This is a genomic window from Kribbella sp. NPDC031520, from assembly GCF_055580825.1.
This window is the reverse complement of record NZ_JBVIKS010000001.1, coordinates 486,829-510,593: the sequence shown is the minus strand read 5'-3', so window position 1 is coordinate 510,593 and position 23,765 is coordinate 486,829. Positions and strand designations below refer to the sequence as shown.

The 23,765-nt window shown below is 68.6% G+C and carries 25 protein-coding genes and 1 pseudogene; 13 read left to right on the top strand and 13 right to left on the bottom strand.

Annotation, left to right across the window (positions count from 1 at the left end):
* The first annotated feature begins 65 nt into the window (after positions 1–65).
* The 5 genes and pseudogenes from ACZ5BU_RS02475 (at position 66) to ACZ5BU_RS02455 (ending at position 5,429) form a co-directional block, all read left to right on the top strand.
* A complete protein-coding gene (locus tag ACZ5BU_RS02475; RefSeq protein ID WP_465694928.1) occupies positions 66–767 on the top strand; it encodes a GntR family transcriptional regulator in 702 nt (233 codons plus the stop codon).
* A 192-nt stretch (positions 768–959) separates the two neighbouring features.
* The gene (locus ACZ5BU_RS02470; protein WP_465694927.1) at positions 960–2,054 is read left to right on the top strand and encodes a TIGR03364 family FAD-dependent oxidoreductase; all 1,095 of its coding nucleotides are present in this window, start codon (positions 960–962) and stop codon (positions 2,052–2,054) included.
* Positions 2,051–2,683, top strand: a pseudogene (locus ACZ5BU_RS02465) (HAD family hydrolase); the annotation flags it as partial. The gene ACZ5BU_RS02470 and the pseudogene ACZ5BU_RS02465, both read left to right, overlap by 4 nt.
* A 50-nt stretch (positions 2,684–2,733) precedes the next feature.
* Complete coding sequence (locus tag ACZ5BU_RS02460; RefSeq protein WP_465694926.1) at positions 2,734–3,741, top strand: 2-aminoethylphosphonate ABC transporter substrate-binding protein; 1,008 nt, start codon at positions 2,734–2,736, stop codon at positions 3,739–3,741.
* Positions 3,738–5,429 carry an ATP-binding cassette domain-containing protein gene (locus tag ACZ5BU_RS02455; protein WP_465694925.1) on the top strand — a complete coding sequence of 564 codons (1,692 nt, stop codon included), beginning with the start codon at positions 3,738–3,740 and terminating at the stop codon, positions 5,427–5,429. The genes ACZ5BU_RS02460 and ACZ5BU_RS02455 overlap by 4 nt, the downstream gene beginning before the upstream one ends.
* A 4-nt stretch (positions 5,430–5,433) precedes the next feature.
* Here ACZ5BU_RS02455 and ACZ5BU_RS02450 read toward each other — a convergent pair whose 3' ends face one another.
* Positions 5,434–5,853, bottom strand: a complete 420-nt coding sequence (locus ACZ5BU_RS02450; RefSeq protein ID WP_465694923.1) for an SRPBCC family protein — start codon at positions 5,851–5,853, stop codon at positions 5,434–5,436.
* Positions 5,843–6,160, bottom strand: a complete 318-nt coding sequence (locus ACZ5BU_RS02445; protein WP_465694922.1) for an ArsR/SmtB family transcription factor — start codon at positions 6,158–6,160, stop codon at positions 5,843–5,845. The genes ACZ5BU_RS02450 and ACZ5BU_RS02445 overlap by 11 nt, the downstream gene beginning before the upstream one ends.
* Positions 6,161–6,214: 54 nt before the next feature.
* Between ACZ5BU_RS02445 and ACZ5BU_RS02440 the strand changes: the two genes are divergently transcribed.
* The 3 genes from ACZ5BU_RS02440 to ACZ5BU_RS02430 all read left to right on the top strand — a co-directional run bounded on the left by ACZ5BU_RS02440 (position 6,215) and on the right by ACZ5BU_RS02430 (position 9,323).
* Positions 6,215–7,396 (top strand): cytochrome P450 family protein, encoded by a 1,182-nt coding sequence (locus ACZ5BU_RS02440; RefSeq protein WP_465694921.1) that lies wholly within the window; start codon positions 6,215–6,217, stop codon positions 7,394–7,396.
* Positions 7,397–7,460: 64 nt separating this feature from the next.
* On the top strand, positions 7,461–8,090 hold the full coding sequence (locus ACZ5BU_RS02435; protein WP_465694919.1) for a DedA family protein: 630 nt from the start codon (positions 7,461–7,463) through the stop codon (positions 8,088–8,090).
* Positions 8,091–8,165: 75 nt separating this feature from the next.
* Positions 8,166–9,323: a polysaccharide deacetylase family protein gene (locus ACZ5BU_RS02430; protein WP_465694918.1), complete on the top strand. Its 1,158-nt coding sequence runs from the start codon at positions 8,166–8,168 to the stop codon at positions 9,321–9,323.
* Here ACZ5BU_RS02430 and ACZ5BU_RS02425 read toward each other — a convergent pair.
* Positions 9,318–10,142, bottom strand: coding sequence for an acyltransferase domain-containing protein (locus ACZ5BU_RS02425; RefSeq protein ID WP_465694917.1), 825 nt, complete (start codon positions 10,140–10,142; stop codon positions 9,318–9,320). The two genes, ACZ5BU_RS02430 and ACZ5BU_RS02425, sit on opposite strands and share 6 nt — an antisense overlap.
* A gap of 50 nt (positions 10,143–10,192) precedes the next feature.
* Between ACZ5BU_RS02425 and ACZ5BU_RS02420 the strand changes: the two genes are divergently transcribed.
* Positions 10,193–11,026, top strand: coding sequence for a helix-turn-helix domain-containing protein (locus ACZ5BU_RS02420; protein WP_465694915.1), 834 nt, complete (start codon positions 10,193–10,195; stop codon positions 11,024–11,026).
* Between the two features lie 10 nt (positions 11,027–11,036).
* A complete protein-coding gene (locus ACZ5BU_RS02415; RefSeq protein WP_465694913.1) occupies positions 11,037–11,384 on the top strand; it encodes a VOC family protein in 348 nt (115 codons plus the stop codon).
* 54 nt (positions 11,385–11,438) lie between these two features.
* Here ACZ5BU_RS02415 and ACZ5BU_RS02410 read toward each other — a convergent pair whose 3' ends face one another.
* Complete coding sequence (locus tag ACZ5BU_RS02410; RefSeq protein WP_465694912.1) at positions 11,439–12,683, bottom strand: glycosyltransferase; 1,245 nt, start codon at positions 12,681–12,683, stop codon at positions 11,439–11,441.
* A gap of 38 nt (positions 12,684–12,721) precedes the next feature.
* On the opposite strand from ACZ5BU_RS02410, the gene ACZ5BU_RS02405 reads away from it, so the two are divergent.
* Positions 12,722–13,240 carry a MarR family winged helix-turn-helix transcriptional regulator gene (locus ACZ5BU_RS02405; protein WP_465694911.1) on the top strand — a complete coding sequence of 173 codons (519 nt, stop codon included), beginning with the start codon at positions 12,722–12,724 and terminating at the stop codon, positions 13,238–13,240.
* On the opposite strand, the gene ACZ5BU_RS02400 is transcribed toward ACZ5BU_RS02405, so the two are convergent.
* The 9 genes from ACZ5BU_RS02400 to ACZ5BU_RS02360 form a co-directional block, all read right to left on the bottom strand.
* Positions 13,188–14,258 (bottom strand): WD40/YVTN/BNR-like repeat-containing protein, encoded by a 1,071-nt coding sequence (locus tag ACZ5BU_RS02400; RefSeq protein WP_465694909.1) that lies wholly within the window; start codon positions 14,256–14,258, stop codon positions 13,188–13,190. The two genes, ACZ5BU_RS02405 and ACZ5BU_RS02400, sit on opposite strands and share 53 nt — an antisense overlap.
* A gap of 75 nt (positions 14,259–14,333) precedes the next feature.
* Positions 14,334–14,621, bottom strand: coding sequence for a 4a-hydroxytetrahydrobiopterin dehydratase (locus ACZ5BU_RS02395; protein WP_465694908.1), 288 nt, complete (start codon positions 14,619–14,621; stop codon positions 14,334–14,336).
* Between the two features lie 4 nt (positions 14,622–14,625).
* Positions 14,626–16,011: an MFS transporter gene (locus ACZ5BU_RS02390; protein ID WP_465694907.1), complete on the bottom strand. Its 1,386-nt coding sequence runs from the start codon at positions 16,009–16,011 to the stop codon at positions 14,626–14,628.
* Positions 16,012–16,045: 34 nt separating this feature from the next.
* Positions 16,046–18,073: an ABC1 kinase family protein gene (locus ACZ5BU_RS02385; RefSeq protein ID WP_465694905.1), complete on the bottom strand. Its 2,028-nt coding sequence runs from the start codon at positions 18,071–18,073 to the stop codon at positions 16,046–16,048.
* A gap of 305 nt (positions 18,074–18,378) precedes the next feature.
* Positions 18,379–19,128 (bottom strand): succinate dehydrogenase/fumarate reductase iron-sulfur subunit, encoded by a 750-nt coding sequence (locus tag ACZ5BU_RS02380; RefSeq protein WP_465694904.1) that lies wholly within the window; start codon positions 19,126–19,128, stop codon positions 18,379–18,381.
* Between the two features lie 76 nt (positions 19,129–19,204).
* Positions 19,205–21,082 (bottom strand): fumarate reductase/succinate dehydrogenase flavoprotein subunit, encoded by a 1,878-nt coding sequence (locus ACZ5BU_RS02375; protein WP_465694903.1) that lies wholly within the window; start codon positions 21,080–21,082, stop codon positions 19,205–19,207.
* A gap of 7 nt (positions 21,083–21,089) precedes the next feature.
* A complete protein-coding gene (locus tag ACZ5BU_RS02370) occupies positions 21,090–21,890 on the bottom strand; it encodes a hypothetical protein (protein WP_465694901.1) in 801 nt (266 codons plus the stop codon).
* Positions 21,890–22,177 carry a hypothetical protein gene (locus tag ACZ5BU_RS02365; RefSeq protein WP_465694900.1) on the bottom strand — a complete coding sequence of 96 codons (288 nt, stop codon included), beginning with the start codon at positions 22,175–22,177 and terminating at the stop codon, positions 21,890–21,892. Before ACZ5BU_RS02365 ends, ACZ5BU_RS02370 begins: the two co-directional genes overlap by 1 nt.
* Positions 22,178–22,285: 108 nt before the next feature.
* Positions 22,286–22,912 (bottom strand): hypothetical protein, encoded by a 627-nt coding sequence (locus ACZ5BU_RS02360; protein ID WP_465694899.1) that lies wholly within the window; start codon positions 22,910–22,912, stop codon positions 22,286–22,288.
* A gap of 48 nt (positions 22,913–22,960) precedes the next feature.
* On the opposite strand from ACZ5BU_RS02360, the gene ACZ5BU_RS02355 reads away from it, so the two are divergent.
* Both ACZ5BU_RS02355 and ACZ5BU_RS02350 read left to right on the top strand, forming a co-directional pair.
* Positions 22,961–23,329, top strand: coding sequence for a (deoxy)nucleoside triphosphate pyrophosphohydrolase (locus ACZ5BU_RS02355; protein WP_465694897.1), 369 nt, complete (start codon positions 22,961–22,963; stop codon positions 23,327–23,329).
* Between the two features lie 138 nt (positions 23,330–23,467).
* The gene (locus ACZ5BU_RS02350; protein ID WP_465694896.1) at positions 23,468–23,764 is read left to right on the top strand and encodes a response regulator transcription factor; all 297 of its coding nucleotides are present in this window, start codon (positions 23,468–23,470) and stop codon (positions 23,762–23,764) included.
* Position 23,765: the final 1 nt, after the last annotated feature.

Here is a 23,765-nt window from a genome sequence, read left to right as displayed (position 1 = left end):
ATCCGATTGAGGTCGCCCCGGGTTGCCGCCCGGGGCTCGACCTTTGTGCGGATATTGTCGGTTGGGTGAGTGAGCCGCTGCATTTTGTCGTCAAGACCCGGTTGATCGAGGTCGTCGAGCGGCTGGGGGAAGGGGCCGCGCTGCCGCCGGAGCGGGCGCTGGCGAAGGACTTCGGGGTGTCGCGGTGGACCATGCGGCAGGCGATCCGGGAGCTGATCGCGGACGGCCGGTTGCGGGCGCGGCAGGGGCAGGGGACGTTCGTCGCGACGCCGAAGCTGGTGCAGCCGCTGGCGCTGGTCAGCTATACGGAGGCGCTGCGGGCGCAGGGGCATACGCCTGGGCGTGAGGTGGTCGCGTTCGACGAGGTGGTGGCGGACGTCGAGCTCGCGGAGCAGTTGAAGATCGCGGAGGGTGATCCGGTCCACCGGCTCGAGCGGGTGTTGTTCGCGGACGGGCAGCCGATCGGGCTCGAGACGACGTACCTCTCGATCGCGCGTTTCCCGACGCTGCGCGAGGTGCTGGAGCCGACCGGCTCGCTGTACCGCTGCCTGACCGATCAGCTCGGCGTGCAGTTCGGCGAGGGCGAGGAGCTGGTGGAGACCGTCATCGCCACCCCGCGCGAGGCCGAGCTGCTGAAGGCCACCCAGTCCCTTCCGATGCTCCTCCTGCACCGCAACAGCCGCGACGTCGCCGGCGACCCGATCGAGGTCGTCCGCTCCCTCTACCGCGGCGACCGCGTCGGCTTCCGGGCGATCCTCCGCCCCTGAGGCGGACCGCCAGGCCATCACAATCGCGCCTCTCGGCGCACTCGCACGCTGCGGCACGTCAGGCCGGCCGGATTGTGGTGGCCTGGGCGTCCGCCATCCGACTGTTTGCCGACGGTTTACCCGTAGGACGGCTGTCCCGCATGCGCTCTTCATTGGTCCGGACCAATCTTGGTCCCGACGAGAGGAGCGGATGTGCGGGTGGTTGTGGTGGGTGGTGGCGTGCTGGGTACGTTCCACGCCTGGCAGGCGGTACGGCGTGGGCACGACGTCGTGCACCTGGAACGAGAACTCGAGGCGCGCGGCGCGAGCGTACGGAACTTCGGCCTCGTCTGGGTCAGCGGCCGCGCCGACGGTGCCGAGGTCGAGCTGGCGCAGCGCGCCCGGGACCTGTGGGCCGACGTACCCGGGATCAGCGTCCGGACCGCCGGATCGCTGACGGTCTGCCGCAGCGAGCCCGAGCTCGCGGTCGCCGAGGAGGCTGCGGTCCGGCCGGACGCTGCGGCGCGCGGCTTCCAGCTGCTCGACGCGGAGCAGACCCGCGAACGCAACCCGGCCTTGCGGGGTGACCTGCGGGGTGCGTTGTGGTGCTCCCGGGACGCGATCGTCGAACCGCGTGAGGTACTGCCGGCGCTCCGCGCCGAGCTGCACAAGTCGAACCGCTACCAGTTCCTCGGTGGACGGGAGGTGCGCAACGTCCGCACCGGCCAGGTCGTCGACGACCACGGCGACGTCCACGCGGGCGATCTGGTCTTCCTGTGTACGGGCGCGTGGCACGGCGGGCTGATCCGCGAGCTGACCGACGACCTGCCGGTACGGCGGGTGCGGCTGCAGATGATGCAGACGGCCCCGCTCGACGACACGCTCACGACGGCGGTCGCGGACGGGGACAGCTTCCGGTACTACCCGGCCTACAACAGTCCCGCGCTTGCTGAGCTGCCGCCGCAGGAGCCGATTGCGGCGGAGCACAGGATGCAGTTGCTGATGGTGCAGCGGACGCACGGTGGGCTGACGATTGGTGACACCCACGAATACCAGGAGCCGTTCGGGTTCGACGTACAGAGTGATCCGTACGACTACCTGCGGGAGGTCGTCGAAAGCATTCTCGGACGGGACCTGCCGCCGATCACGCGCAGATGGGCCGGGGTGTACTCGCAGGCAACCAGCGACGAGGTGGTTGTCCGGCGGGAAGTTGCCCCGGGCGTGCATCTCGTCACCGGTCCGGGTGGACGCGGGATGACCATGTCGCCGGCGATCGCTGAGGCTTCGTTCGAAGGGATCCCGGCATGATTCAGCTGGCTGTGCTCGACATGGCGGGGACGACCGTTGCCGACGACGGGCTGGTCGAGCGGGCGTTCACGGCCGCGATAGGGGCCCAGGGCATCGAGGTGGGGACGCCGCGGTACGACGAGATGATCGCGCATGTGCGCGCCACGATGGGCGAGTCCAAGATCACCGTGTTCCGCGCGCTGCTCGGCGCCGAGGACGCGGCGCAGCAGGCCAACGCGGCGTTCGAGGCGGCGTACGGCGAACTGATCGAGGACGGGCTGGCACCGATCGACGGTGCCGCCGACGCGATCCAGAACCTCCGGGACGCCGGGATCAAGGTCTGCCTGACCACCGGCTTCTCCGGGACCACCCAACACCGGATCCTGACCGCCCTCGGCTGGCAGCAGTTGGCCGACCTCACTCTCTGCCCGGCACAGGCGGGCCGCGGCAGACCGTACCCGGACATGGTGCTGAAGGCGCTGCTCGAGCTGCGCGCCGACGGCGTCCAGAACGTGGCCGTGACCGGGGACACCGCCTACGACATGACGACCGGGATCCGGGCCGGCGCCGGGATCGTGGCCGGCGTCCTGACCGGTGCCCACGGCAACGAACAGCTCAGCGCCGCCGGCGCCACCCATGTACTCGAGTCGGTCCGGGACCTGCCCGGCCTGCTCCTCGACCGAAGGCCCTGCTCCCTGGTTTGCTCACTGCCGCCCTGGTACTCGCCGCGACCGCCGCCTGTGGCGGAACAGGCGCCGCGTCCACCGGCGACGGAGCCAAGAAGACTGTCACCGTCTACACCGCGGACGGTCTCGCCGACTGGTACAAGACCCGGTTCGACGCGTTCACCCAGAAGACCGGGCTCAAGGTCCAGACCGTCGAGGCGGGCTCCGGTGAGGTCGTGTCGCGCCTGCAGAAGGAGAAGTCCAACCCACAGGCCGACGTCGTCGTCACGCTGCCGCCGTTCATCCAGAAGGCGGACAAGGACGGGCTGCTGCAGAAGTACGACGTACCGGGCTCGGACCACGTGAAGGGCGTCAAGGGCGACGACTACGTCACGGTCGTCGACAACTACCTGTGCTTCATCGCGAACGCCCAGGCCGGTACGCCGAAGACGTTCGACGACCTGCTCGACCCGAAGTTCAAGGGCAAGCTCCAGTACTCGACGCCGGGTCAGGCCGGTGACGGTACCGCCGTCCTCCTGCTGCTCCAACACCTGCTCGGCAAGGACGGTGCGCTCGACTACCTGAAGAAGCTCGAGGCCAACAACGTCGGACCGTCCGCGTCGACCGGCAAGCTGCAGCCGAAGGTGAGCAAGGGCGAACTGCTGGTCGCGAACGGCGACGTGCAGATGAACGCGGCGTCGATCGCGAACGACAAGTCGGCGTTCAGCATCTTCTTCCCGGCGACCAAGGACGGGAAGCGCACGACGCTGGCGCTGCCGTACGTGATGGGGCTCGGTGCGGGTGCGCCGAACGCCGACGGCGGCAAGCAGTTGATGGAGTACCTGCTGTCGACGGACGCGCAGCAGACGATCTCGCAGGACGCGTTCGGGTTGCCGGCGCGGGACGACGTGAAGCCGACCGATGCGAACTTCACCTCGGTGCAGAAGGCGACCGCAGGTGTCGAGGTGTGGCAGCCAGACTGGGCCGCGGTGCTGACCGACCTGGATGCCGATGTCGCGGCGTACACCAAGGCTGTGGGATGACGGTTCAGCTCGAGGACGTGACGGTGCGGTTCGGCCGTACGATCGCGCTGGAAGGACTGGACCTGAGCGTCGCGGCCGGTGAGACGGTCGCGTTGCTCGGGCCGTCCGGGTCCGGGAAGTCGACCGCGCTGAAGGCGGTGGCCGGGTTCGTCCGGCCGTCGCGTGGGCGGATCCGGCTGGGCGGTCGCGACGTCACCGAGCTGCCGCCGGCCCGGCGGGGGATCGGGGTGGTGGTCCAGCAGTACGCGTTGTTCCCGCATCTGCGGGTGTTCGACAACGTTGCTTTCGGCTTGCGGGCGGCACGGAAGCCCAGGTCGGAGGTGGCGGCGCGGGTTGCCGAGATGCTCGAGATGGTGGGGATGACGGCGTACGCGCGGCGGTTCCCGCGGGAGTTGTCGGGTGGGCAGCAGCAGCGGGTGGCTATCGCGCGGGCGCTCGCCATCCGGCCGCCGGTGTTGTTGCTGGACGAGCCGTTGGCGGCGCTTGATGCCCAGCTGCGTGCGGACATGCTCGGTGAACTGCAGAAGCTCCGGCGGGAGGTGCCGGACATCGCGATCGTTTACGTGACCCACGATCAGGCGGAGGCGCTCGCTCTCGCCGATCGGATCGCCGTCATGCGAGACGCCAGGCTGGTGGATGTGGCGCCTGCCGCCGAGTTGTACGCCGCTCCGCCGTCGGCGTTCACCGCGTCGTTCCTAGGCGGGGCGAACCTGCTGCCCGCCGAGGTCACCGGCGGCGCCGTCAAAGTCGCAGGCCACGAGATCCCAGGCCTACAAGCAGAACCGGGCAAGACCCTGCTGTGCATCCGGCCGCACGCAGTCCGGCTGGGGGCGGCTGAGGGCTTGGCCGGCCGGGTGATCGGAGTGCAGTGGCGGGGGGACTCCAATCGGGTTTCCTGTTCTGTGGATGGGTTGGCGGGTGTGGTGGTGCGGGTTGATCTGGTTGCCGTGGTCTTCGGCGTACTCGTGCTGGCCCCGTTCCTGGTGGTGATCGCGGCCGCGTTCGCCGGCTCGTGGAACGGCGTACTCCCGTCACACCCGACCACCAGCCATCTCCAGCAGGCCCTCTCCGGCGACGAGCTCGCCTCGCTCTCGGTGAGCCTGCAGACGGCGTTCATGGGCGGGCTGCTCGCGGTCCTCTTCGGGACCTGGGGTGCACTCTCGGCCGCGAACACCCGCTTCGCCAAGCTCGCCGATGCGCTGCATCACCTGCCGAGCGCCGTACCGTCGGTGGTCGTCGGGCTCGGTCTGCTGGTCGCGTTCTCCCGGCAGCCGGTCATGCTGAACGGCACCAAGTGGATCGTGGTGATCGCCCACCTCGTCCTGATGGTTGCCTTCAGCTACGGAACTGTATCGGCGGCGCTGCAGCGCATCGATCCGTCGTACGCCGATGTCGCCGCATCCCTCGGCGCGTCGCCGGCCCGCGTCCTGTGGCGGGTCCGGATACCGATGCTGCTGCCCGCGATCGCCTCGGCCGCCGGGCTGTCGGTGGCGCTGTCGATGGGCGAGGTCGGCGCGACGATCATGGTCTACCCCGCGTCCTGGCGGACGTTGCCGGTGAGCATCTTCGCGCTGACCGACCGCGGGCAGGCGTTCGTCGCGGCGGCCGAGGCGGTGGTGTTGCTCGCGGCAACCGTCGTGCTGGTCCTGGTGCTCGACCGCTTCCGGGGGCGGGCCGCGGAACGCTGACCGGCTACGGCGACACCGGCGCGAGCAGGTCGGCGAGCCGGTCGAGCTCCGGGTCCCAGGCTGTCCGGTGGTTCGCGGCGTCCTCGGCGGTCGCGAACCCGGTGTGGCTGAGCTGCATCCGGGTGCCCTCCGGTACCTCGGTCAGCTCGACCTCGACCCGGGTCGGCGCGTCGTCGGTACCGTCCCACTTCCAGCTGAACACCAGCCGCGTCGGCGGTACGACCTCCAGGTACGTACCGCGCACCACGTGCGGCCCCATCTCGACGACGTACGACCCGCCCGCGCGAACGTCGGCCCGCACCTTCAGTTCCAGCTGTGGGTTCGGGCAGTACCACCGGACGAGCAGATCGGTCCGCGTCCAGGCGTCGTACACCCGGGTGATCGTTGCCGGGAGCACCCTTTCGATCCGGATCTCAGTGTCCATCGTCATCCTCTCGCAGGAGCTCTTCCAACCGGTCGACGGTGCTGTTCCAGTACGACGTGAGGTCGCCGAGCCACTGCCCGACCTCGGAGATCGCCTCGGTCCGGAGCGTGCAGACCACGGTCCGCCCGCTCCGCCGCCGGCTCACCAGCCCCGCGTCGACGAGCACCCGGACGTGCTTGGTGATCGCGGGCAGCGTGACCTGGTGCGGCGCGGCGAGCTCACCCATGGTCGCCTCGCCGCGGCTCAACCGGCCCACGATCGCCAGCCTGGTCGGATCCGCGAGCGCCCCGAACGTCGTCGTCAGCACGGGTAACACTTCACCAACTGGTTAAGTGTTCTGTCAAGCCCGTACGCTGGCGAGATGCGTCAGCCGTTCACCGAGACCAGCGGAATCGCCCGGCACTGGGGCTTCGAGGACCTTGCCTCCACCGGTCCCGTCCAGCGCTTCACGATGTTCACCGGAGTACCCGTCCAGCTCGTCACCGGGTACGCCGAAACCCGCGAACTGCTCGCGCATCCGGACGTTGTCCGTTCGGCGATGGAGGGTCCGCACCGGGACGCCGTGATGGACGACCTGATCGCGAGCACCGAGCAGCACATGCTGAACCTCAACCCACCCGATCACACCCGGTTGCGCAAGCTCGTCGCCGCCGCGTTCACCCGCCGCCGGATCGAGGCCCTCGAACCACGGATCCGCGAGATCGCCGCCGGTCTGCTCGACCGGATGGAGGGCGCGGACGGGCCGGTGGATCTGGTGGACGCGTACAGCTACCCGCTGCCGATCACCGTGATCTGTGAGCTGATCGGCATCCCGGCGGTGCGCCGCGACGACTTCCGCCGCTGGTCGGCGGTGCTGGTCAACGCGGCCGTGCATACGGAGCAGGAGTACGTCGAGGCGGTCACGCTGATGCTCGCGTTCGTCCACGACCTGATCGCGCAGAAGCGCCGGTCCCCGACGGACGACCTCCTGTCCGGGCTGATCGCCGTACAGGAAGACGGCGATCGCCTGAGCGAGGATGAGCTCACGTCGATGGTGTTCCTGCTGCTCGCGGCCGGTCACGAGACGACAGTCAGCCTGATCAGTAACGGAGTGAACGCTCTGCTGCGGCATCCGGAGCAGCTCGAGCTGCTGAAGGCCGAGCCGGAACGGCTGCCCGCCGCCGTCGAGGAGCTCCTGCGGTACGACGGCCCGCTGCAGGCCGCGATTCCGTACGTCGCCCGCGCGCGGATCGACATCTCCGGGCGGCGGATCGAGGCCGGCGACGTGATCGTGTTCGCGCTGCTGCCGGCGAACCGGGACGTCCGGAAGGTGGAGCGCGCCGACGAGCTCGACATCACCAGGTCCGACTCGGCGCATCTCGCCTTCGGGCACGGGATCCACCACTGCCTCGGAGCTCCACTGGCCCGGTTGGAGGGGCGGATCGCGCTCGGGATGCTGTTCGAACGGTTCCCGCGGCTGCGGCTCGCCGTACCCGAGCAGGACCCGCCGCGGCACCCCAGCCTGCTGATGAATGCGATCCGCGAACTGCCCGTACTGCTCTGAACATCGGGTGAAATGACATCGATGGGATTGCGGCGATCTTGACTTGCAATGGCATCCTTTCGGGGTGACGGAGTTGATGGAGGTCGCGCGACACCTGCTGAGCGCCGCAATGACCTCGCATTGGCTGCTGCTGATCCTGTTTGTCGCCGCTGCGGTCGACGCGGTGTTCCCGGTCGTGCCGAGCGAGGGCATGGTGATCACCGCGGGGATGGCCGCGGCCGCCGGCCACCAGAACCTGCCGCTGGTGATCGCGGTCGCGATGGCCGGATCGGTGATCGGTGAGTCGTTCTGCTATCTCCTCGGCCGTGGCTCCGGTCCGGCGCTGCACCGCTGGATGAAGCGCCAGGAGCGCCGCCAGCAGCTTTACGAGCGGGTCTCCACGACACTCCACAAGCGCGGCGGTCTGATTCTGATGACGGTCCGCTACGTCCCCGGCGCGCGGATGGTCGCGACGCTGACCGCCGGCGCGACGCGGTACTCGTTCAAGAAGTTCCTGGTGTTCACGTTCTTCGGCGTGACGATCGCGTACACGTACGTCGCGATGCTCGGATATCTCGGTGGTGACGCGTTCGCGCACGACCAACTGAAGGGGCTCGCGTTCAGCCTGAGCCTGGCCGCGGTGATCGGACTCGCCGTCGAGACCTCCCGCCGGATCATGAACAGGCGCCGCGCGGCGAAGGTCACAGGGGCTTAACGATCACCGCTCCGGTTTCCGTGCCGGGGCGTGTCCCAGGACAACCTTTCGGGGCTTCTGTGCGTCAGTAGACGCGTGGTTAGGCCTGGGGCAAACCTCGCGGCCGTTGCGGTTGTCTTCGCGGCGGTCCTGGCCGGATGTGCCGACGTACCACTAGAAGGTGCTCCGACGCCGACCAGTGCGAAACCCACAGGTAAGCCGTCGAGGAAGCCGTCCACACCTCCCTCGACGACTCCAACGACGCATCCACCTGAGAGCCTTCCTGCCGCGGCTCCGGTCCTGCGGTCGTTCCCGGGCCGGCTGCCCAACGGCAAGCCGCCGCTCTTCGTCGTCGTCTCGTTCGACGGCGCCGGCGACCTCGGCCTGTGGGCGCACTGGCGAGCCGTCGCCAAGCAGGTCAACGCGCGGATGACGTTCTTCCTCTCCGGCCCGTACCTCTACCCGCAGAGCCACCGCAGCGACTACAAGCCGCCGTACCAGCAGCCGGGCGCGTCCGACATCGGCTGGGGCGACACCCCGAACATCCTCGGCCGTACGAAGGTCCTGCGGGACGCGATCGCCGAGGGCCACGAGATCGGTACGCACGCCAACGGCCACTTCTGCGGTACGAACGGCATCGGCCGCTGGACCACCGCGCAGTGGACCGCCGAGCTGAGCGCGTTCGACCAGATGGTGCGGACCGGCCCGTCGCTGGCCGCGGGCAGGACGGTCGCGCCGCCGTTCGACCCGTCGACGGTGAAGGGCATGCGGACGCCGTGCCTGGAGGGCAACCGGGCCGCGTACCGGCTCGCGATGGCGCAGCGCGGGATGCTGTACGACGCGTCCGCGCCCGGGTACATCGCCTGGCCTCGGAAGGCGAACGGCGTGTGGAACTTCCCGCTCGAATCGGTGACGCTGGCGGGCACCGCGAAGAAGACGCTGACGATGGACTACAACCTCTGGTACGCGCAGACACAGGCGCGGAAGGCCCCGATCGCGCAGGCACCGGCGATGAAGGCGCAGGTGCTGGCGACGTACCGGGCCGCGCTGGCCGTCTCACGGGCGAGCGGCAACCCACCGCTGTTCCTCGGAAACCACTTCAATCACTGGAACAACAGCGTGTACTCCGACGCGCTTACCCAGTTCGTACTGGAGACGTGCAGGCAGCCCGACGTCCGGTGCGTGTCGAACATGGAGCTGGCAGGCTGGCTGGCGAAGAACGGCGTACCGGGTCCGCAAATCCGGCCGTCATAGGGTCAGGTAGCCGAAACCGCTCTGCCAGGTGCCGCCGTCCTTGATCCGTTGGACGACGAGCCGCTGCAACGTGGTGTCCTGCGGGAGTTCGTCGAGGTGGTCGGTGCCGTGCGTACGGAACGTGAAGAAGATCGCGCTGTCCTGGCTGTCGACCGGCGTACCGTACGGCGTGAACCGGCGGCCGAACTTCACCATGTTCGAGTCCTGCGGCAGGTGGTCGAGCAGGTACGGGTCGATCAGCCACGACCACAGCGTCGCGATCCGCACCGGGTGCTCCGGGAAGTACCGCGGGAAGAACTCACGCGCCTGCTGCAGGCTGTCGTCGACCAGTTCCGGCGTCAGCGGGCCGGTCTCCGGGATGTGTACGCCGATCACCCACTCGCCGGTCTCGACGCCCGGGACCGGGTCCATCTCGGTGACCTCGTACAGCATGTACTGCAGCCGGCCGAGCCAGTAGATCTGCCCGTTCCAGAAGTGCCGCAACCACCAGTGCGTCTCGAGGCCGTAGTCACCGTGCGTACGGCGGTTGACCTTGAGCTGCTGGCCGAGGTCCGCGAGCGAGGCCCAGCTGATGTCGTCCGGGATGCCGCGCTCGCTGTGGAACCGGCGGATGTCCGGCACCGTGTCGAGGTACGCCTGCACCGAGTTCCGCGGGTCCTCCGGAAAGGTCGGCTCGGGTTCGCTTCCGAGCTTCCCGACCGCGGCCCGGAGCTGGTCGGCGAGTTCCTTCACCGCCACCGGATCCGGCGTGAACGCCTCCGCCGCCTCCCGATCGAGCTCCGAAAACCCCAGCAGCCGGTACTCCTCAGCAGTTGTCACTGGTCAACGGTAACCGATGTAACGGCCGCCAGAACCTTACGATCTGAGGTGTGAACTACCAGCGGTTTCCGGTGCCGGAACGGTTGCGGGCAGTGGTCGAGCATGTGTGGCTGGTGGAGTCCCCGCCGCTGACCGAGGTACGGCGGGACATCCTGATCCCGGACGGGCGGCCCGGGCTGGCCGTGGCGTTGGCGGACCCGGGGACGCGGCACGATCCGTTGACGGGCGCGGAGTGGGTGAACGCGGCAGCGGTGTTCGGCGTGATGACGCGGCCGCAGGTGCTCGGGCAGGTCGGTACGTCGAGTTATGCGGGGGTCGAGTTCACGCCGTGGGGGCTCGCGGCGTTCGGGTTGCCGGCGTTGGTGGACTCGGTGCGGGAGCTTTCGGACTGGGTCGGCGCGGAGGCGGTGGCCGGGTTGGTGGGGGAGTTGCGGGCAGTGCCGTTCGGGGAGGGGCGGGCTGAGCGGTTGGCCGGGTTCCTCGCGGCGCGGTTGACGGACGTCGACGTACCTCCGGTCGTTGTCGAGGCGGTACGGGCGATCGACGAGTTGCGCGGGCAGGTCGCGGTGGCGGAGGTCGTACGGCGGTGCGGTACGTCGTACAGCACCTTGTACAGGCTGTTCCGTCGGAGCGTGGGGATCGCACCGAAGCAGTACGCCGAGATCCGCCGGTACTACCACTTCGTCGGCGACCTGCTGGGCGGTCCGGCGGATGCGGCGGCGACGTTGTCCGCGTTGCACGGGTACTACGACCAGGCGCACGCGGCCCGGGACTTCAAGAAGTACACCGGCGTCAGCGCGACCACGTTCCGCGCCGTACAGAACGGGATCGCGGCGCTGATGCATGGAAGATCCGTCCAAGACGAGCGCCCTGGGGATGCGTGACGATCAGGGCATGGGACGAATCATCCACGTCGAGATAGTTGCCGAGGACCACGATCGGGCCGCCGGGTTCTACCGGGAGGTCTTCGGGTGGAAGGTGACGCCGGCTCCCGTACCGGACGGTTACCTGCTGGCGCAGACCGGCCCGGGCCAGGGCATCGACGGCGCGATCATGAGCAACCGCTACCAGTCACAGCCCACGATCGCCTGGATCGAGGTCGACGACGTCGCGGCGACCTTGGAGGCCGCCCGCGCAGCAGGCGGCACTCCCGTCGGCGAAATCCAGGAACTCCCCGGCATCGGCCACCTCAGCTACCTCCGCGACAGCGAGGGCGTACTGATCGGCATACGCGAGGCGTGATCTTCGGAAAGAATCCGGCAAATACCGCCGGAAATGTTCCGGAAAGGCGGCTGCTCAGAGGTGTCGGGTGATTAGGGCGGCGGCTTCGGATGGGCCGTCGACGGCGGCGTACAGCTTCTGGATTCGTTCGGCGGCTTCGCGGTGTCCGGGGTCGGTGAGCATGCGCGCGGCCAGGTCGGCCAGGTTGCCGGTGCGTGCGCGGCGGGCTGCTCCAAGGCGTTCGACGAGGTCGACGTTCAGGTCCTGCTCGAGGTGCAGTGGGATGCCGAGGAGCGGTGTACCGGTGGCCATGGCTGTCTGGACGCTGCCTTGTCCGCCGGTCGTCACGGCGAGGTCGACCTGAGGCATGACCAGGTGACTGGGCAGGACACCCTCGATCCGGATGCGGTCGGTGGCCAGATCGCCGAGCTCGTGAACGGTGCCGGCGACCAGGATGCGTACGTCGAGCCGGCTGAGGTCGGCGATCGCCCGCCGGAGCTGCTCGGCCGGGGTCGACGTAAGCGCGAGGTAGATCGTGGGACCGGGCCGGTCGAGGAACCTCTGCGCCTCCGCGGGCATCGGGATGTCCAGTTGTGCGAACAGCGGTCCGACCGTCGCGAGTCGTGAGCCGGGCCGGTAGCCCCTGCCCGGCCGCCAGGCTGCGAGCTCGCCGGCCTGGACTCCGAGCACTTCGGGTATCTCCGGGACGAGAGCGAGGTCGCCGAGCAGGAGCGCTGCCAGGCTCGGGACACCTTCCACACCGAGCCGCGTGGCCACGCGGTTGAAACCGCCGCCGTACGCGGTCGTCCGTTGAGGTATCCGGTTGACGAGGAAGCGTGTCAGCCAGTCAGGGGCGTGCTTCAAGCGCGGGTCGACCGGCTGGGCCGGCGCCGGGAGCAGGCGACGTTCGAAGATCGGCGGTACGAAACTGCCGGCATGTTCGGTGATCAACCGGACCCCGGCCAGTCGGGACGACAGCAGCGTCGTCACGGTGAAGCCGGTCACGGCGACGGTGATCCGGTTGGCCCGGAAGTACTCGGCCTCCGCTGCGACGTACCTGTGGATCTCAGAGTCGTCGTACATGCTCTGCCGAGGATCCCCGAGGCCGACTGCCGACGCCACGAAGCGTGCCGCCCGCGCCGGCGTCATGCCCGGTCCGAGGACGTCGTACGAGACACCGGCCGCGGCCAGCAGGCGTTCGTGAGGTCCGCCGTGCGTGGCGACGCGGACCTCCACACCGGCGGCGGTGAGGGCGCGATGCAGCTCGAGCATCCGGGAGGTCTCGGACAGATAGGCGCAGTGCGGCAGCAGGCAGATCACGGTTGCCTCCTTCGACAGTAAAAGGCAATATATTGCCTATGGTGTCAGGTGACAAGAACGAGAAGTTGTTCGGGATCGGCCCGCGGTCTGAGCTGGCGGCTCCGGTCCGCGCCTTCCGGACGACGCTGGTGCTGGCCCAGAAGCTGCGCGGCGAGATGGACGAGCGCCTTCGTACGGATGGGCTGACCACGCAGCAGGCCGCGCTGATCACCGCCGTCAAGGCGTTGGGGAAGCCGTCCCTGGCCGAAGCCGCCGCCGCCCTGGGGAGTACGCATCAGAACGTCGCCCAGATCGTGGCGGCCCTGCAGCGCAAGGAACTTCTGCAGGTCGAGCCCGATCCCGCGGACCGCCGCCGCAAGTTGCTATCGGCAACGGACCGCGGTACGGCCTACTGGCGGCAGCGCGACGCCGGTGACGTCGCCGCGGTGTCGGACTGGTTCGCCGACCTGAGTCCGGCCGAGCTCGAGACGTTCTGCGACCTGGCGGACCGCGTGATCACAAGACTCAGCGCTCCTCGGCCAGGCCCAGGTAGAGGATTTTCGGGTTCGCGGGATTGAAGGCCAGGGAGGGGATGCCGTCGTTGGGGTTGTGGTGTTTGGTGAGGGTGCCGGTGGAGGGGATGAAGCGGTAGAGGTCGGCGCCGTAGTTGGCGAAGGACGTGCCGTAGCTGAAGTAGAGGAGGTCGGGGTCGGTCGGGGACGCCCAGAGGTGGTTGCCGTTGATCAGGTCGGCCCGGGTCTGGTCCAGGACCTCGTGGAACTTCAGGCCGCCGTCGTCGGACTGCCAGATGAAGCGGGTCGAGCGGTCGCGGTCGTACCCTTCCAGCCACACCTTCGACGGGTCGGCCGATGAGATCGTCAGGCTGAACGCGTTCACCCGTTCGACCGCGCGCGACCGCGTCCAGCTCAGGCCGCCGTCGTACGTCGTGTAGACGCCGTCCGACATCACCCCGATGACGATGTGGTCCGGGTTCTGCGGATCCACCACAGCGTCGTACAGGAAGAGATCCTGAGCAGCCGGTACGCCGACGCGCTGCCAGCTCGCACCGTCGTCGGTGGAGTCGTAGATCTGCCCGTTGGTCGACACCACCCGCAGCCGCCCGGGCCGCGCGTCGAGGGTGGCGAGCCCGTTCCACTCCACCGGTCCGAGGACTGTCGTGACCTGCGTGCCGTGGACGCGGTGGATGGGCTGGTCGTTGATGCTGTAGATGTACGCCGAGTCGCCCGGTCCGGCCTGTACGTCGTACGCGCTGAGGTCGTCAGGCGCCTTGCCGAGCAACTGCCAGCTGCAGCCGGCGTCGCTCGAGCGCTGGATGGACCGCTGGCCGATGCTGATCAGCGTGTTCGGTTCCGGCAGGGCGGCGACCTTCGCGTACGTGACGGCCTGCAGCGTGCCGGTGGTGTTCGCGAGAACCTGGCCGTCGGTGTCGGTGAAGGTCACCGAGCCGTCGCCGTACACCTTTCCGCAGTGCGGCCGGTTCCAGAACCAGCCGGGGTCGGCGGCGTCGGCGTACGTGGGGAGGAGCGTGAGGAGGGCGGTCAGGGCGCTGGTGATCGCGAGGCGGCGTGAGGTCATCCCTTAGGTGTAAGGGCTTCCGGGCACCCGGAACCAGCACTTGCCGTGGCCGACGAGCGCCATGGCGGAAAGCGGTCAGCCGGCGGCGGTGTCGATGTGGCGGGCCAGGATCAGGTCGTCGTCGGTGATGCCGCCCGCGTCGTGGCTGCTGACCCGGAAGGTGATCGTGGTGTAGCGGATGTCGATGTCCGGGTGGTGGTTCATCGACTCGGCCAGCTGCGCGACGGTCGCGACCAGGCGGATGCCGTCCAGGAAGTTGTCCCGCTTGACCGTCCGGACCAGCTCGTTGTCCACGACCTTCCAGTTCGGCAGGTGGTCGCGCAGTGCGAGGTCGATCTGGTCGTCGGTCAAAAGGTCAGCCATGCGCTCACTCTAGACCTACTCGCGCGGTGGCCAGCAGGCCCGCGGCCGCGGCGGCCGCACCAGCTGTGATGATCACGCCGAACACCCACGGCCGCGGGTTGTCGGCGTTGAACGCGAGCAGTGTCCCGCTGATCGCGAGCGTCGTCGCGATGCTCATCGTGGCGGCCATCTGACCGGCGCTGCTGTTCCGCCCGGAGTTGTTCTGGTCCGACAGATCGAGGGTCAGCACCGACAGGCTCGACGAGCTGAGGCCCATGCCGATCCCCGCGAAACCCCAGCCGATCAGGCCGAGCCAGGTGGTCGCATCGGTCCACGCGAGCAACGACGTCGCGAGCAACCCGGCCGTCATGAACGCGAGCCCGGTCCGCAGTACGGCGACCCGCACGAACCCGTGCTCACGTCCCTGCAGCCACGACCCGAACGCCCAGCACACGCCGGTGATCGACAACGTCACGCCGGCCTTCGACGGGCTGAAGTTGTGCTGCAACGTCAACAGCAGCGGAAGGTACGCGCCGACCCCGGCGAAGGCGGCACCGCCGAGTCCGCGAACGGCAACCACAGCAGGGAATCCACGCCGCGCGGTGAACGTGCCCGCGGGCATCACCCGGACGGCGGCCCGTCCGAGCACCACCAGCGCGACGAGTACCGCCGTACCGGCAATCACCGGATGCGCTTCGAGATGATCACCCGCAACGGTCATCGTGAACAGCGCAACGGATGCGGCGAGCGCCCACGGCAGGGCGGCCCGCCACGCCTCGAGCTCGGCCGCGTCCTCGGCCGTACGCTCGGGCGCCGGCACGTCGGCGGTCTGGCGCATCGCCGGACGCAACAGCAACCAGCTCGGTACGAGGAGTACGACTGCACCGAGGAACACCCAGCGCCAGCCGAACTCCTCCGTCACCACCCCGGTCAGCACCGGCCCGAGCACCGACGGCAGGATCCACATCGCGGCGAACAACGAGAACATCCGGGGCCGCAGTACGGCGGGTAGCGCCCGCGCGACGAGCACCATCAGCGACACGTCGAGCAGGCCCTCCGCGAGGCCGCTGAGCAGCCGCCCGGCGATCACCATCGGCATCGCGGTCGCCGTACCGACCAGCAGTTGGGCGAGCGTGAACGAGATCGCGCCGGCTCGCAGCGTCGGGATCGGGCCGCGGCGGTCCGACCAGAGTCCGGCGACCGCGAGCGAGATCAGGTAGCTCGCGTTCGGGGCCGCGTTGGCGAGGCCGAAGCTGCCGAGCGCGTCGAACTCGCGGACCATCGTCGGCAGCGCCGTACCGACGGCCCGGTTCTCGAACGCGCCAAGCGTGACGAGCCCGATCACCCCGAGCACGAGCGGCAGGTGCTGTCCGGTGAAGAGCTTGGGGCGGGCCTCAGTCGTCGTGGTCATGCCCGCTATGGTCGAAGTTCAAGTGAGGTTGAAGTCAAGCCTTGCCGGGCAGCCGGAAGATCAGCACCAGGACGCGGAGCACGAGCACCGCGCAGATCACCAGCAGGTTGTAGCCGAACAGCTGGAACAACGTCATCGTCTCGGTGATCCGCGGACCGCCCGGTGTGCCGAGCAACAGGACGGCCATGATGCCCGCGGTCGCGCCGAGGATCACGAGCAGCGCCTGGTGCAGCAGGGCCGTCACGTGCCGGCGGTCGCGTTCGTCCGCGAGCAGCCGTACGTTGACCCCGAGCCGCCCGCTCTCCGCGGCCGCCGCGATCCGGTCGATCCGGCGAGGGAGGCGGCGCAGCATCGGCAGGAGTTGCGCGAGTTCCTCGGTCGCCGTACGTCGGATCGCGTCCGGCGCGAGCCGGTCGGTGACATGCGCGGTGGCGAACTGCCGCGACGCGGCAACGAGATCGAACCCGGGGGAGATCCGCGAGATCGTGCCCTCGATCGTCGCCAGCGCGCGGAACACCGCGGCCACCTCGGGCGGTACGCCGAGTTCGTGCGAGGTGATGATCTTGAACAGGTCGTTGAACATCGCCGGTCCGAGGGAGACCCCGGCCGCAAGATGCCTGGTCATGAACCGTCCGACGGCACGTTCCAGCGAGCGTTCGTCGATCACGTCGGGGCGGTAGACGATCTCGAGCAGCGCGTCGGTGGCGGCCACCGGGTCGCCGTGGTCGATCGCGAGCAGGAACCGCTGCAGGGCGTCCCGGGTGGCCGGGTCGAGGCGGCCCACCGAGCCCAGGTCGAGCATGCCGATCCGGCCGTCGGCGAGCAGCAGGAAGTTGCCCGGATGCGGATCCGCGTGGAAGACGCCGTCGATCGCGACCTGGCCGAGCAGACACTCGAAGAGGGTTCGTCCGAGGCGGGCCGGGTCGAGTCCGCGGTCGGCGATCGCCTGCTGGGCGTTCCCGAGGCCGATGCCGTCCAGCCGCTGCATGGTCAGCACGCGGCGGGTGCTGCGTTCCGGGTGCAGCCGCGGTACGACGAGATCATTGCTGGCGGCAACGGACCGGCCGGCCGCCACGGTGGTCATGTTGCCGGCCTCGACGGTGAAGTCGAGCTCCTCGCGCATCGCGTCCGCGAACCCGTCGGCGAGGGCCCGGACCCCCATCGCCCGACCCCAGTCGGCGTTCCGGTCCAGCAGCCGCGCGAGCCGCCGGACGATATCCAGGTCCCGATCCACCAGAGCCGCGATCCCCGGCCGCTGTACCTTCACCACCACATCGAGCCCGCCTCCGGCGGGCGTGGAGGGTGGGGAGGACACGGCGGGGAGTGTGGGCGAGGCCGAGGCGTGCAGTCGGGCCGTGTAGACCTGGGCGACGGAGGCGGCCGCGAGCGGCTTCGTCTCGAACTCGGCGTACAGCTGGGCGATCGGGCCGCCGAGTTCCTCTGTGAGGACCTGTTCGATCTGCGGCCACGGCGCGGGTGTGACTTGGTCCTGCAGGCGGCTGAGCTCGTCGGCGACCGAGGCGGGGATGATGTCGCCGCGGGTCGAGAGCACCTGGCCTAGCTTCACGAACGTGACACCGGCCTCGTCGAGGGCGAGCCGCAGTGAGCGGGCGAGCTCCGCCTGGCCGGCGGCGTTCTCCCGGCCGGGGCGCCGGCGGCCGCGCAGGTACGGGCCGAGACCGTGCTTGATGGCGATCCGGAGGATCTGCAGGTACCGCCGGGTGCGGGCGATCCGGCCGCTCAGGTCGCGGCGCAGATCCCGTGCCCGCGGCAACGATCCGGTCGGTACCAGCGCCTCCGCCAGCACCAGGAACACCAGCCCGGCGAGCATCGAGGCCAGCGCGATCAGCACCATGAACGCGACCGCGGCGCCGTTCGACCCGGTCCACGGCGGCGTGCCGATCATCGCGATCGCCAGTGGTCCCGAGACGCTCAGCGTGATCAGCGCGCCGATCGTCAGCCGGCCGAACCCGAACCGCACCCCTAGCAGCCGCTGCGAGATCGGTACGAAGATCAGCATGAACACGACCAGATTCCCCAGCCGCAACACCACAACGTCCATGCCCGGAACCCTAGGCGTCGCCTACCCCGCACCGACTCCCCCGCGCGGGTGACCTCACCCCCAGCCGACCCACCCCCAGCCGACCCACCCCCAGCCGACCCACCCCCAGCCGACCCACCCCCAGCCGACCCACCCCCAGCCGACCCACCCCCAGCCGACCCTGCCCCCATTTGCCCGGCTGACCAGCCAAGTTGGGGGTTGTGGACCCTGAATACGGCTCCAGAACCCACCATTTCCTTGGTCAGCCAGGCAAATGGGGAGCGCCCCCGGCGGGTGGGCCAGGGGCGCTCGACGGGTGGGTGCGGTCAGGCGCGGCGGCGGATCTTGTTGCCGAGCCAGACCAGCGGGTCGTACTTGCGGTCGACGACGCGTTCCTTCATCGGGATCAGCGCGTTGTCGGTGATCTTGATGTGCTCGGGGCACACCTCGGTACAGCACTTGGTGATGTTGCAGAAGCCCAGGCCGTGCTGCTCCTGCGCCGCGTGCTGCCGGTCGGCGTCGTCGAGCGGGTGCATGTCCAGCTCGGCGATCCGCATCAGGAACCGCGGACCGGAGAAGTTCTCCTTGTTCTCCTCGTGGTCCCGGATCACGTGACAGGTGTCCTGGCACAGGAAGCACTCGATGCACTTGCGGAACTCCTGCGAGCGTTCCACGTCCTGCTGCTGCATCCGGTACTCACCCGGCTTGAGGTCCGCCGGCGGCTTGAAGGCCGGCACCTCGCGGGCCTTCTGGTAGTTGTACGAGACGTCGGTGACCAGGTCCCGGATCACCGGGAAGGTCCGCATCGGCGTCACCGTGACGACCTCGTCCTCGGCGAACGTGTTCATCCGGCACATACACATCAGCTTCGGCATGCCGTTGATCTCGGCGCTGCAGGAGCCGCACTTGCCGGCCTTGCAGTTCCACCGGACCGCCATGTCCGGGGTCTGGGTGGCCTGCAGCCGATGGATGACGTCGAGGACGACCTCGCCCTCGTTCACCTCGACCTCGTAGTCCTTGAGCTCCCCGCCCTCGGAGTCCCCGCGCCAGACGCGGAATTTGCCCGTGTAGCTCATCGACGTCCTCGCTTCGCTCCGGGCGCCGATGAGGCACGAAACACGCTGTGTTGTTTGATGCCCTCGCTTCGCTCGGTCATGCGCTCGGCAGCTCCTCTTCGGTCAGGTACTTCTTCAGTTCGTCGATCTCGAACAGCTCGAGCAGGTCCTCGCGCATCGGGATCTGCTGCTTCTCGGTCACGTTCACGTGGCCCTCGGCGTCGAGCTTGCAGACCAGCAGCTTCTTGCGCCACTCCGGCGACATCGCCGGGAAGTCGTCGCGGGTGTGACCGCCGCGCGACTCCTGCCGCAGCAGGGCCGCGCCGGCCACGCACTCGGACACGGTCAGCATGTTCCGCAGGTCGAGCGCCAGGTGCCAGCCCGGGTTGAACTGCCGGTGACCCTCCACCGTCATCTTGGCGATCCGGCCGCGGAACTCGGCCAGCCGGCCGAGCGCGCGCTCCATCTCCTCTTCCTTGCGGATGATGCCGACCAGGTCGTTCATCGACTGCTGCAGGTCCTGGTGGATCGAGTACGGGTTCTCGCCGCCCTCGAGCTCGAACGGCGCCAGCGCCTCGGTCGCGGCCGCGTCCACATCGGCCTCGTCGATCTTCGGCCGCTCCGGCAGCCCGTCGACGTACGTCGCGGCGCCCATCCCGGCCCGCCGTCCGAAGACGAGCAGGTCGGACAGCGAGTTGCCGCCGAGCCGGTTCGAGCCGTGCATCCCGCCGGCGACCTCACCGGCCGCGAACAGACCGGGCACCGTCGACGACGCGGTGTCCGGGTCGACCTCGACGCCGCCCATCACGTAGTGACAGGTCGGACCGACCTCCATCGGCTCCTTGGTGATGTCGACGTCGGCCAGCTCCTTGAACTGGTGGTGCATCGACGGCAGCCGCCGGGTGATCTCCTCGGCCGGGAGCCGGGTCGACACGTCCAGGAAGACACCGCCGTGCGGCGTACCGCGGCCGGCTTTCACCTCGGAGTTGATCGCCCGGGCGACCTCGTCGCGGGGCAGCAGCTCCGGTGGGCGCCGGTTGTTGTCGGGGTCCTTGTACCAGCGGTCCGCCTCGTCCTCGGTCTCGGCGTACTGCGCCCGGAACACGTCCGGGACGTACTCGAACATGAACCGCTTGCCCTCGGAGTTCTTCAGCACGCCACCGTCACCGCGGACCGACTCGGTGACCAGGATGCCCTTCACCGACGGCGGCCAGACCATGCCGGTCGGGTGGAACTGGATGAACTCCATGTTGATCAGCGTCGCGCCGGCCCGCATCGCCAGCGCGTGCCCGTCACCGGTGTACTCCCAGGAGTTCGAGGTGACCTTGAAGGACTTGCCGACGCCACCGGTCGCCAGTACGACGGCAGGCGCGTCGAACAGGATGAACCGGCCGGACTCACGCCAGTACCCGAAGGCACCGGAGATCGCGTCGCCGTCCTTCAGCAGCTCGGTGATCGTGCACTCGGCGTACACCTTGAGGTTGGCCTCGTAGTCGCCGGTGGCCTCGAAGTCCTCCTGCTGCAGCGAGACGATCTTCTGCTGCAGCGTCCGGATCAGCTCCAGGCCGGTGCGGTCGCCGACGTGCGCGAGCCGCGGGTAGGTGTGGCCGCCGAAGTTGCGCTGGCTGATCCGGCCGTCCGGCGTCCGGTCGAACAGCGCGCCGTACGTCTCCAGCTCCCAGACCCGGTCCGGGGCCTCCTGCGCGTGCAGCTCGGCCATCCGCCAGTTGTTCAGGAACTTCCCGCCGCGCATCGTGTCGCGGTAGTGGACCTGCCAGTTGTCGTTGGAGTTCGCGTTGCCCATCGCGGCCGCGCAACCGCCCTCGGCCATCACCGTGTGCGCCTTGCCGAACAGCGACTTGCAGATGATCGCGGTCTTCTTGCCCTGTTCGCGGGCCTCGATCGCCGCGCGCAGACCGGCGCCGCCGGCCCCGATCACGACGACGTCGTACGAGTGTCGTTCCAGCTCAGTCATGAAATCCTCAATTGATGATGCGCAGGTCGGAGAACCAGCCGGCGGAGACCGCCATGATGTAGAAGTCGGTCAGGATCACGGTGAACAGCGACGTCATCGCGAACGTGCCGTGCTTCGGGTTCAGCTTGGACACGAACGTCCAGTACCGGTAGCGCATCGGGTGCTTGGAGAAGTTCTTCAGCCGGCCGCCGACGATGTGCCGGCAGGCGTGGCAGGACAGCGTGTACAGCCACAGCATCACCAGGTTCACCCAGATGATCAGCGTGCCCAGGCCGATACCGAAACCGCCGCCCTTGCCGTGGAAGGCCTGGATGCCGTCGTAGATGTTCAGCAGACCGAAGAGCAGCGCACCGTAGAAGAAGTAGCGGTGCAGGTTCAGGGCGATCAGCGGGAACTTCCGCTCACCGGTGTAGTTCTTGTGCGGCTCGGGCACCGCGCACGCGGCCGGCGCGAAGAACAGCGACCGGTAGCCCGCCTTGCGGTAGTAGTAGCAGGTGCCGCGGAAACCGGCCAGCACCACGAACGTGATCAGGCTGAACGGCAGGAAGCGCGGGAAGTTGCCGAACCAGGTGCCGAGATGGCTGGAGCCCTCGACACAACTGCTGGTCAGACACGGCGAGTACAACGGGGTCAGGTAGTGGTACGCACCGACCCAGTAGTACTTGTTCATGAAGATCCGGATCGTCGCGTAGACGATGAAGAACAGCAGGATCACGCCGATGCGCAACGGCGCGAGCCACCAACGATCCGATCGTGCGGTCTTGAGGCCTACTTGAGCGCGGCCCGGTGCGCTTACACCAGTAGCCATCAGGGGGCATGCCTATCTGGGGCGCCGAAGCCTTCTTGCTCCGCGTCGGTCCACATGGACGCGTCATACTCCACGTCGGGAATCTCCTCGAGTTCCTCCGGAACTGGTCCGGGCCTGTGCCTGGGGTCGGGCGGGCCGAGCTCTGCGAGATCGTCGCTCAGCCGGGCCACGTCGGACACCAGGCGGCGGATGCCGAGGGTGTCACCGTACTCCTGGCTCAGCCGGCCGACGGCGGCGTGCAGCCCTTCGAGCGCGCGGACGACTGCGGCAACCTCGCTGTTGCTCATGGCAGACTCCAGTGATGGTTGTGTAGCTGTCAGTATGGGCACACTTTGCCCCTGCCGAGCGCCCAACGGAAGACCCCTCGGTACGGCGTGTTCCCAGTTAGGCTTACCTCAGTTGCGACCTGCCGACGGGTGGAGTAATGGGGCGAATCCGCCCTGCAGCACAAGAAGATTCGCGGGCGGCGTCAACGTCTCGACCAGCTCGAGTCCGCGCGGCGCGAGCGGTACGCCGTACCCGTCCCATGCCCAGGGCAACACCCGCCCGCCGAGCACCAGCGCGGGCGATCCGTCGAACCGCACCATCGCCCCGTCCGGCAGTTCGGAGAGGTTCTGGATCGTGGTCCGTTGCCGCCGGGTACGGGATTCGACCCGCTGGTAGTGCAGTACGGCATCCATCTCAGGCGCCCGCGGGCGCTCGGCCAAGGAGTTGGCAGCAGCCCAGGCCCCGGCGTACAACAGGAAATCCCTGCGCCTGCAGTAATGACAAGGACGATGACCGGCCGCCAGCGCGACCGCCTCGTCGAAGAAGAACAGCGCGGTCCACCGCCCCGGTGGCATCGGGTCGCGACGGATCCCCTTCCAGTCAAGGACGCAGCAGATCCACGCCTTCGAGCGCCACCGTGTGGTGCCGAGCGTGCGATCGGGGTGATGGATGCTGCCGCGGTTGCCCATCAGCAGACCGCGGCCTGGATCGGCCACGATCTCCTGGGTCGGCAGAACCCTGTTCTGCAAGGGCATAGGGGGATAGTGCCGCACACCTCGGACAGTTTCTGGCAGAGTCGCGCCATGAAGACGGTCGTAGGCGTGGCGGTACTAGAGGACGGCCGGGTGCTGGCGGCGTACCGTCCTGGTCCCGAGGGTGGGTGGGAGTTCCCGGGCGGGAAGGTGGAGCCGGGGGAGACCGACGAGCAGGCGGCGGTCCGGGAGATCCGCGAGGAGCTGGACCTGGAGATCAAGGTCGGCGAGTCGCTCGGGCCGGGTGTGGACATCTCGGCCGAGTACCGGCTGCACGTCTATCTCGCGTCAGTACTTTCCGGCGACCCGGTACTGCGGGAACACTCGGAGCTCCGGTGGTTCACCGCCGCCGAGCTCGACGAAGCGGACTGGCTGGTGCCCGACCGTCCGTTCGTCCGGGAACTTCGTACCAGGTTGTAAGTGGTACACATCACACTGCCGCCCGGCGCCGAACGCTCACGCAGCGAAACTGTATGGGTCGTTTGTATGGGTTGTACCTGGTGAGTGGTCTAACCCCGGGACGAGAATCCTTGCCTGACTCTTGGGGAGGAGTGACGTATGTCGGTGTACCCGGCAGTCCCGGTGCTGCGGCGAGAGGACTTCGCGCCGGAGGTCGTTTGTGAGGTGTACGAGCTCGGATCGCATCGGCGGACGCCCGCCGCGGTCAAGGAGCTGACCAGCCGCCAGATCGCCATCGGCCGGATGATGTCGACCGGTGCGAAGGACGCCGCGATCGCCCGCGACCTCGGGCTCTCGCTGCGGACGGTGCGCGCGGAGATCAGTTCGCTGATCAAGGGCCTGGGCGCGAAGTCCCGGTTCCAGGCCGGCTGCCTGCTGGTCCGCCGCTTCGGCTGAG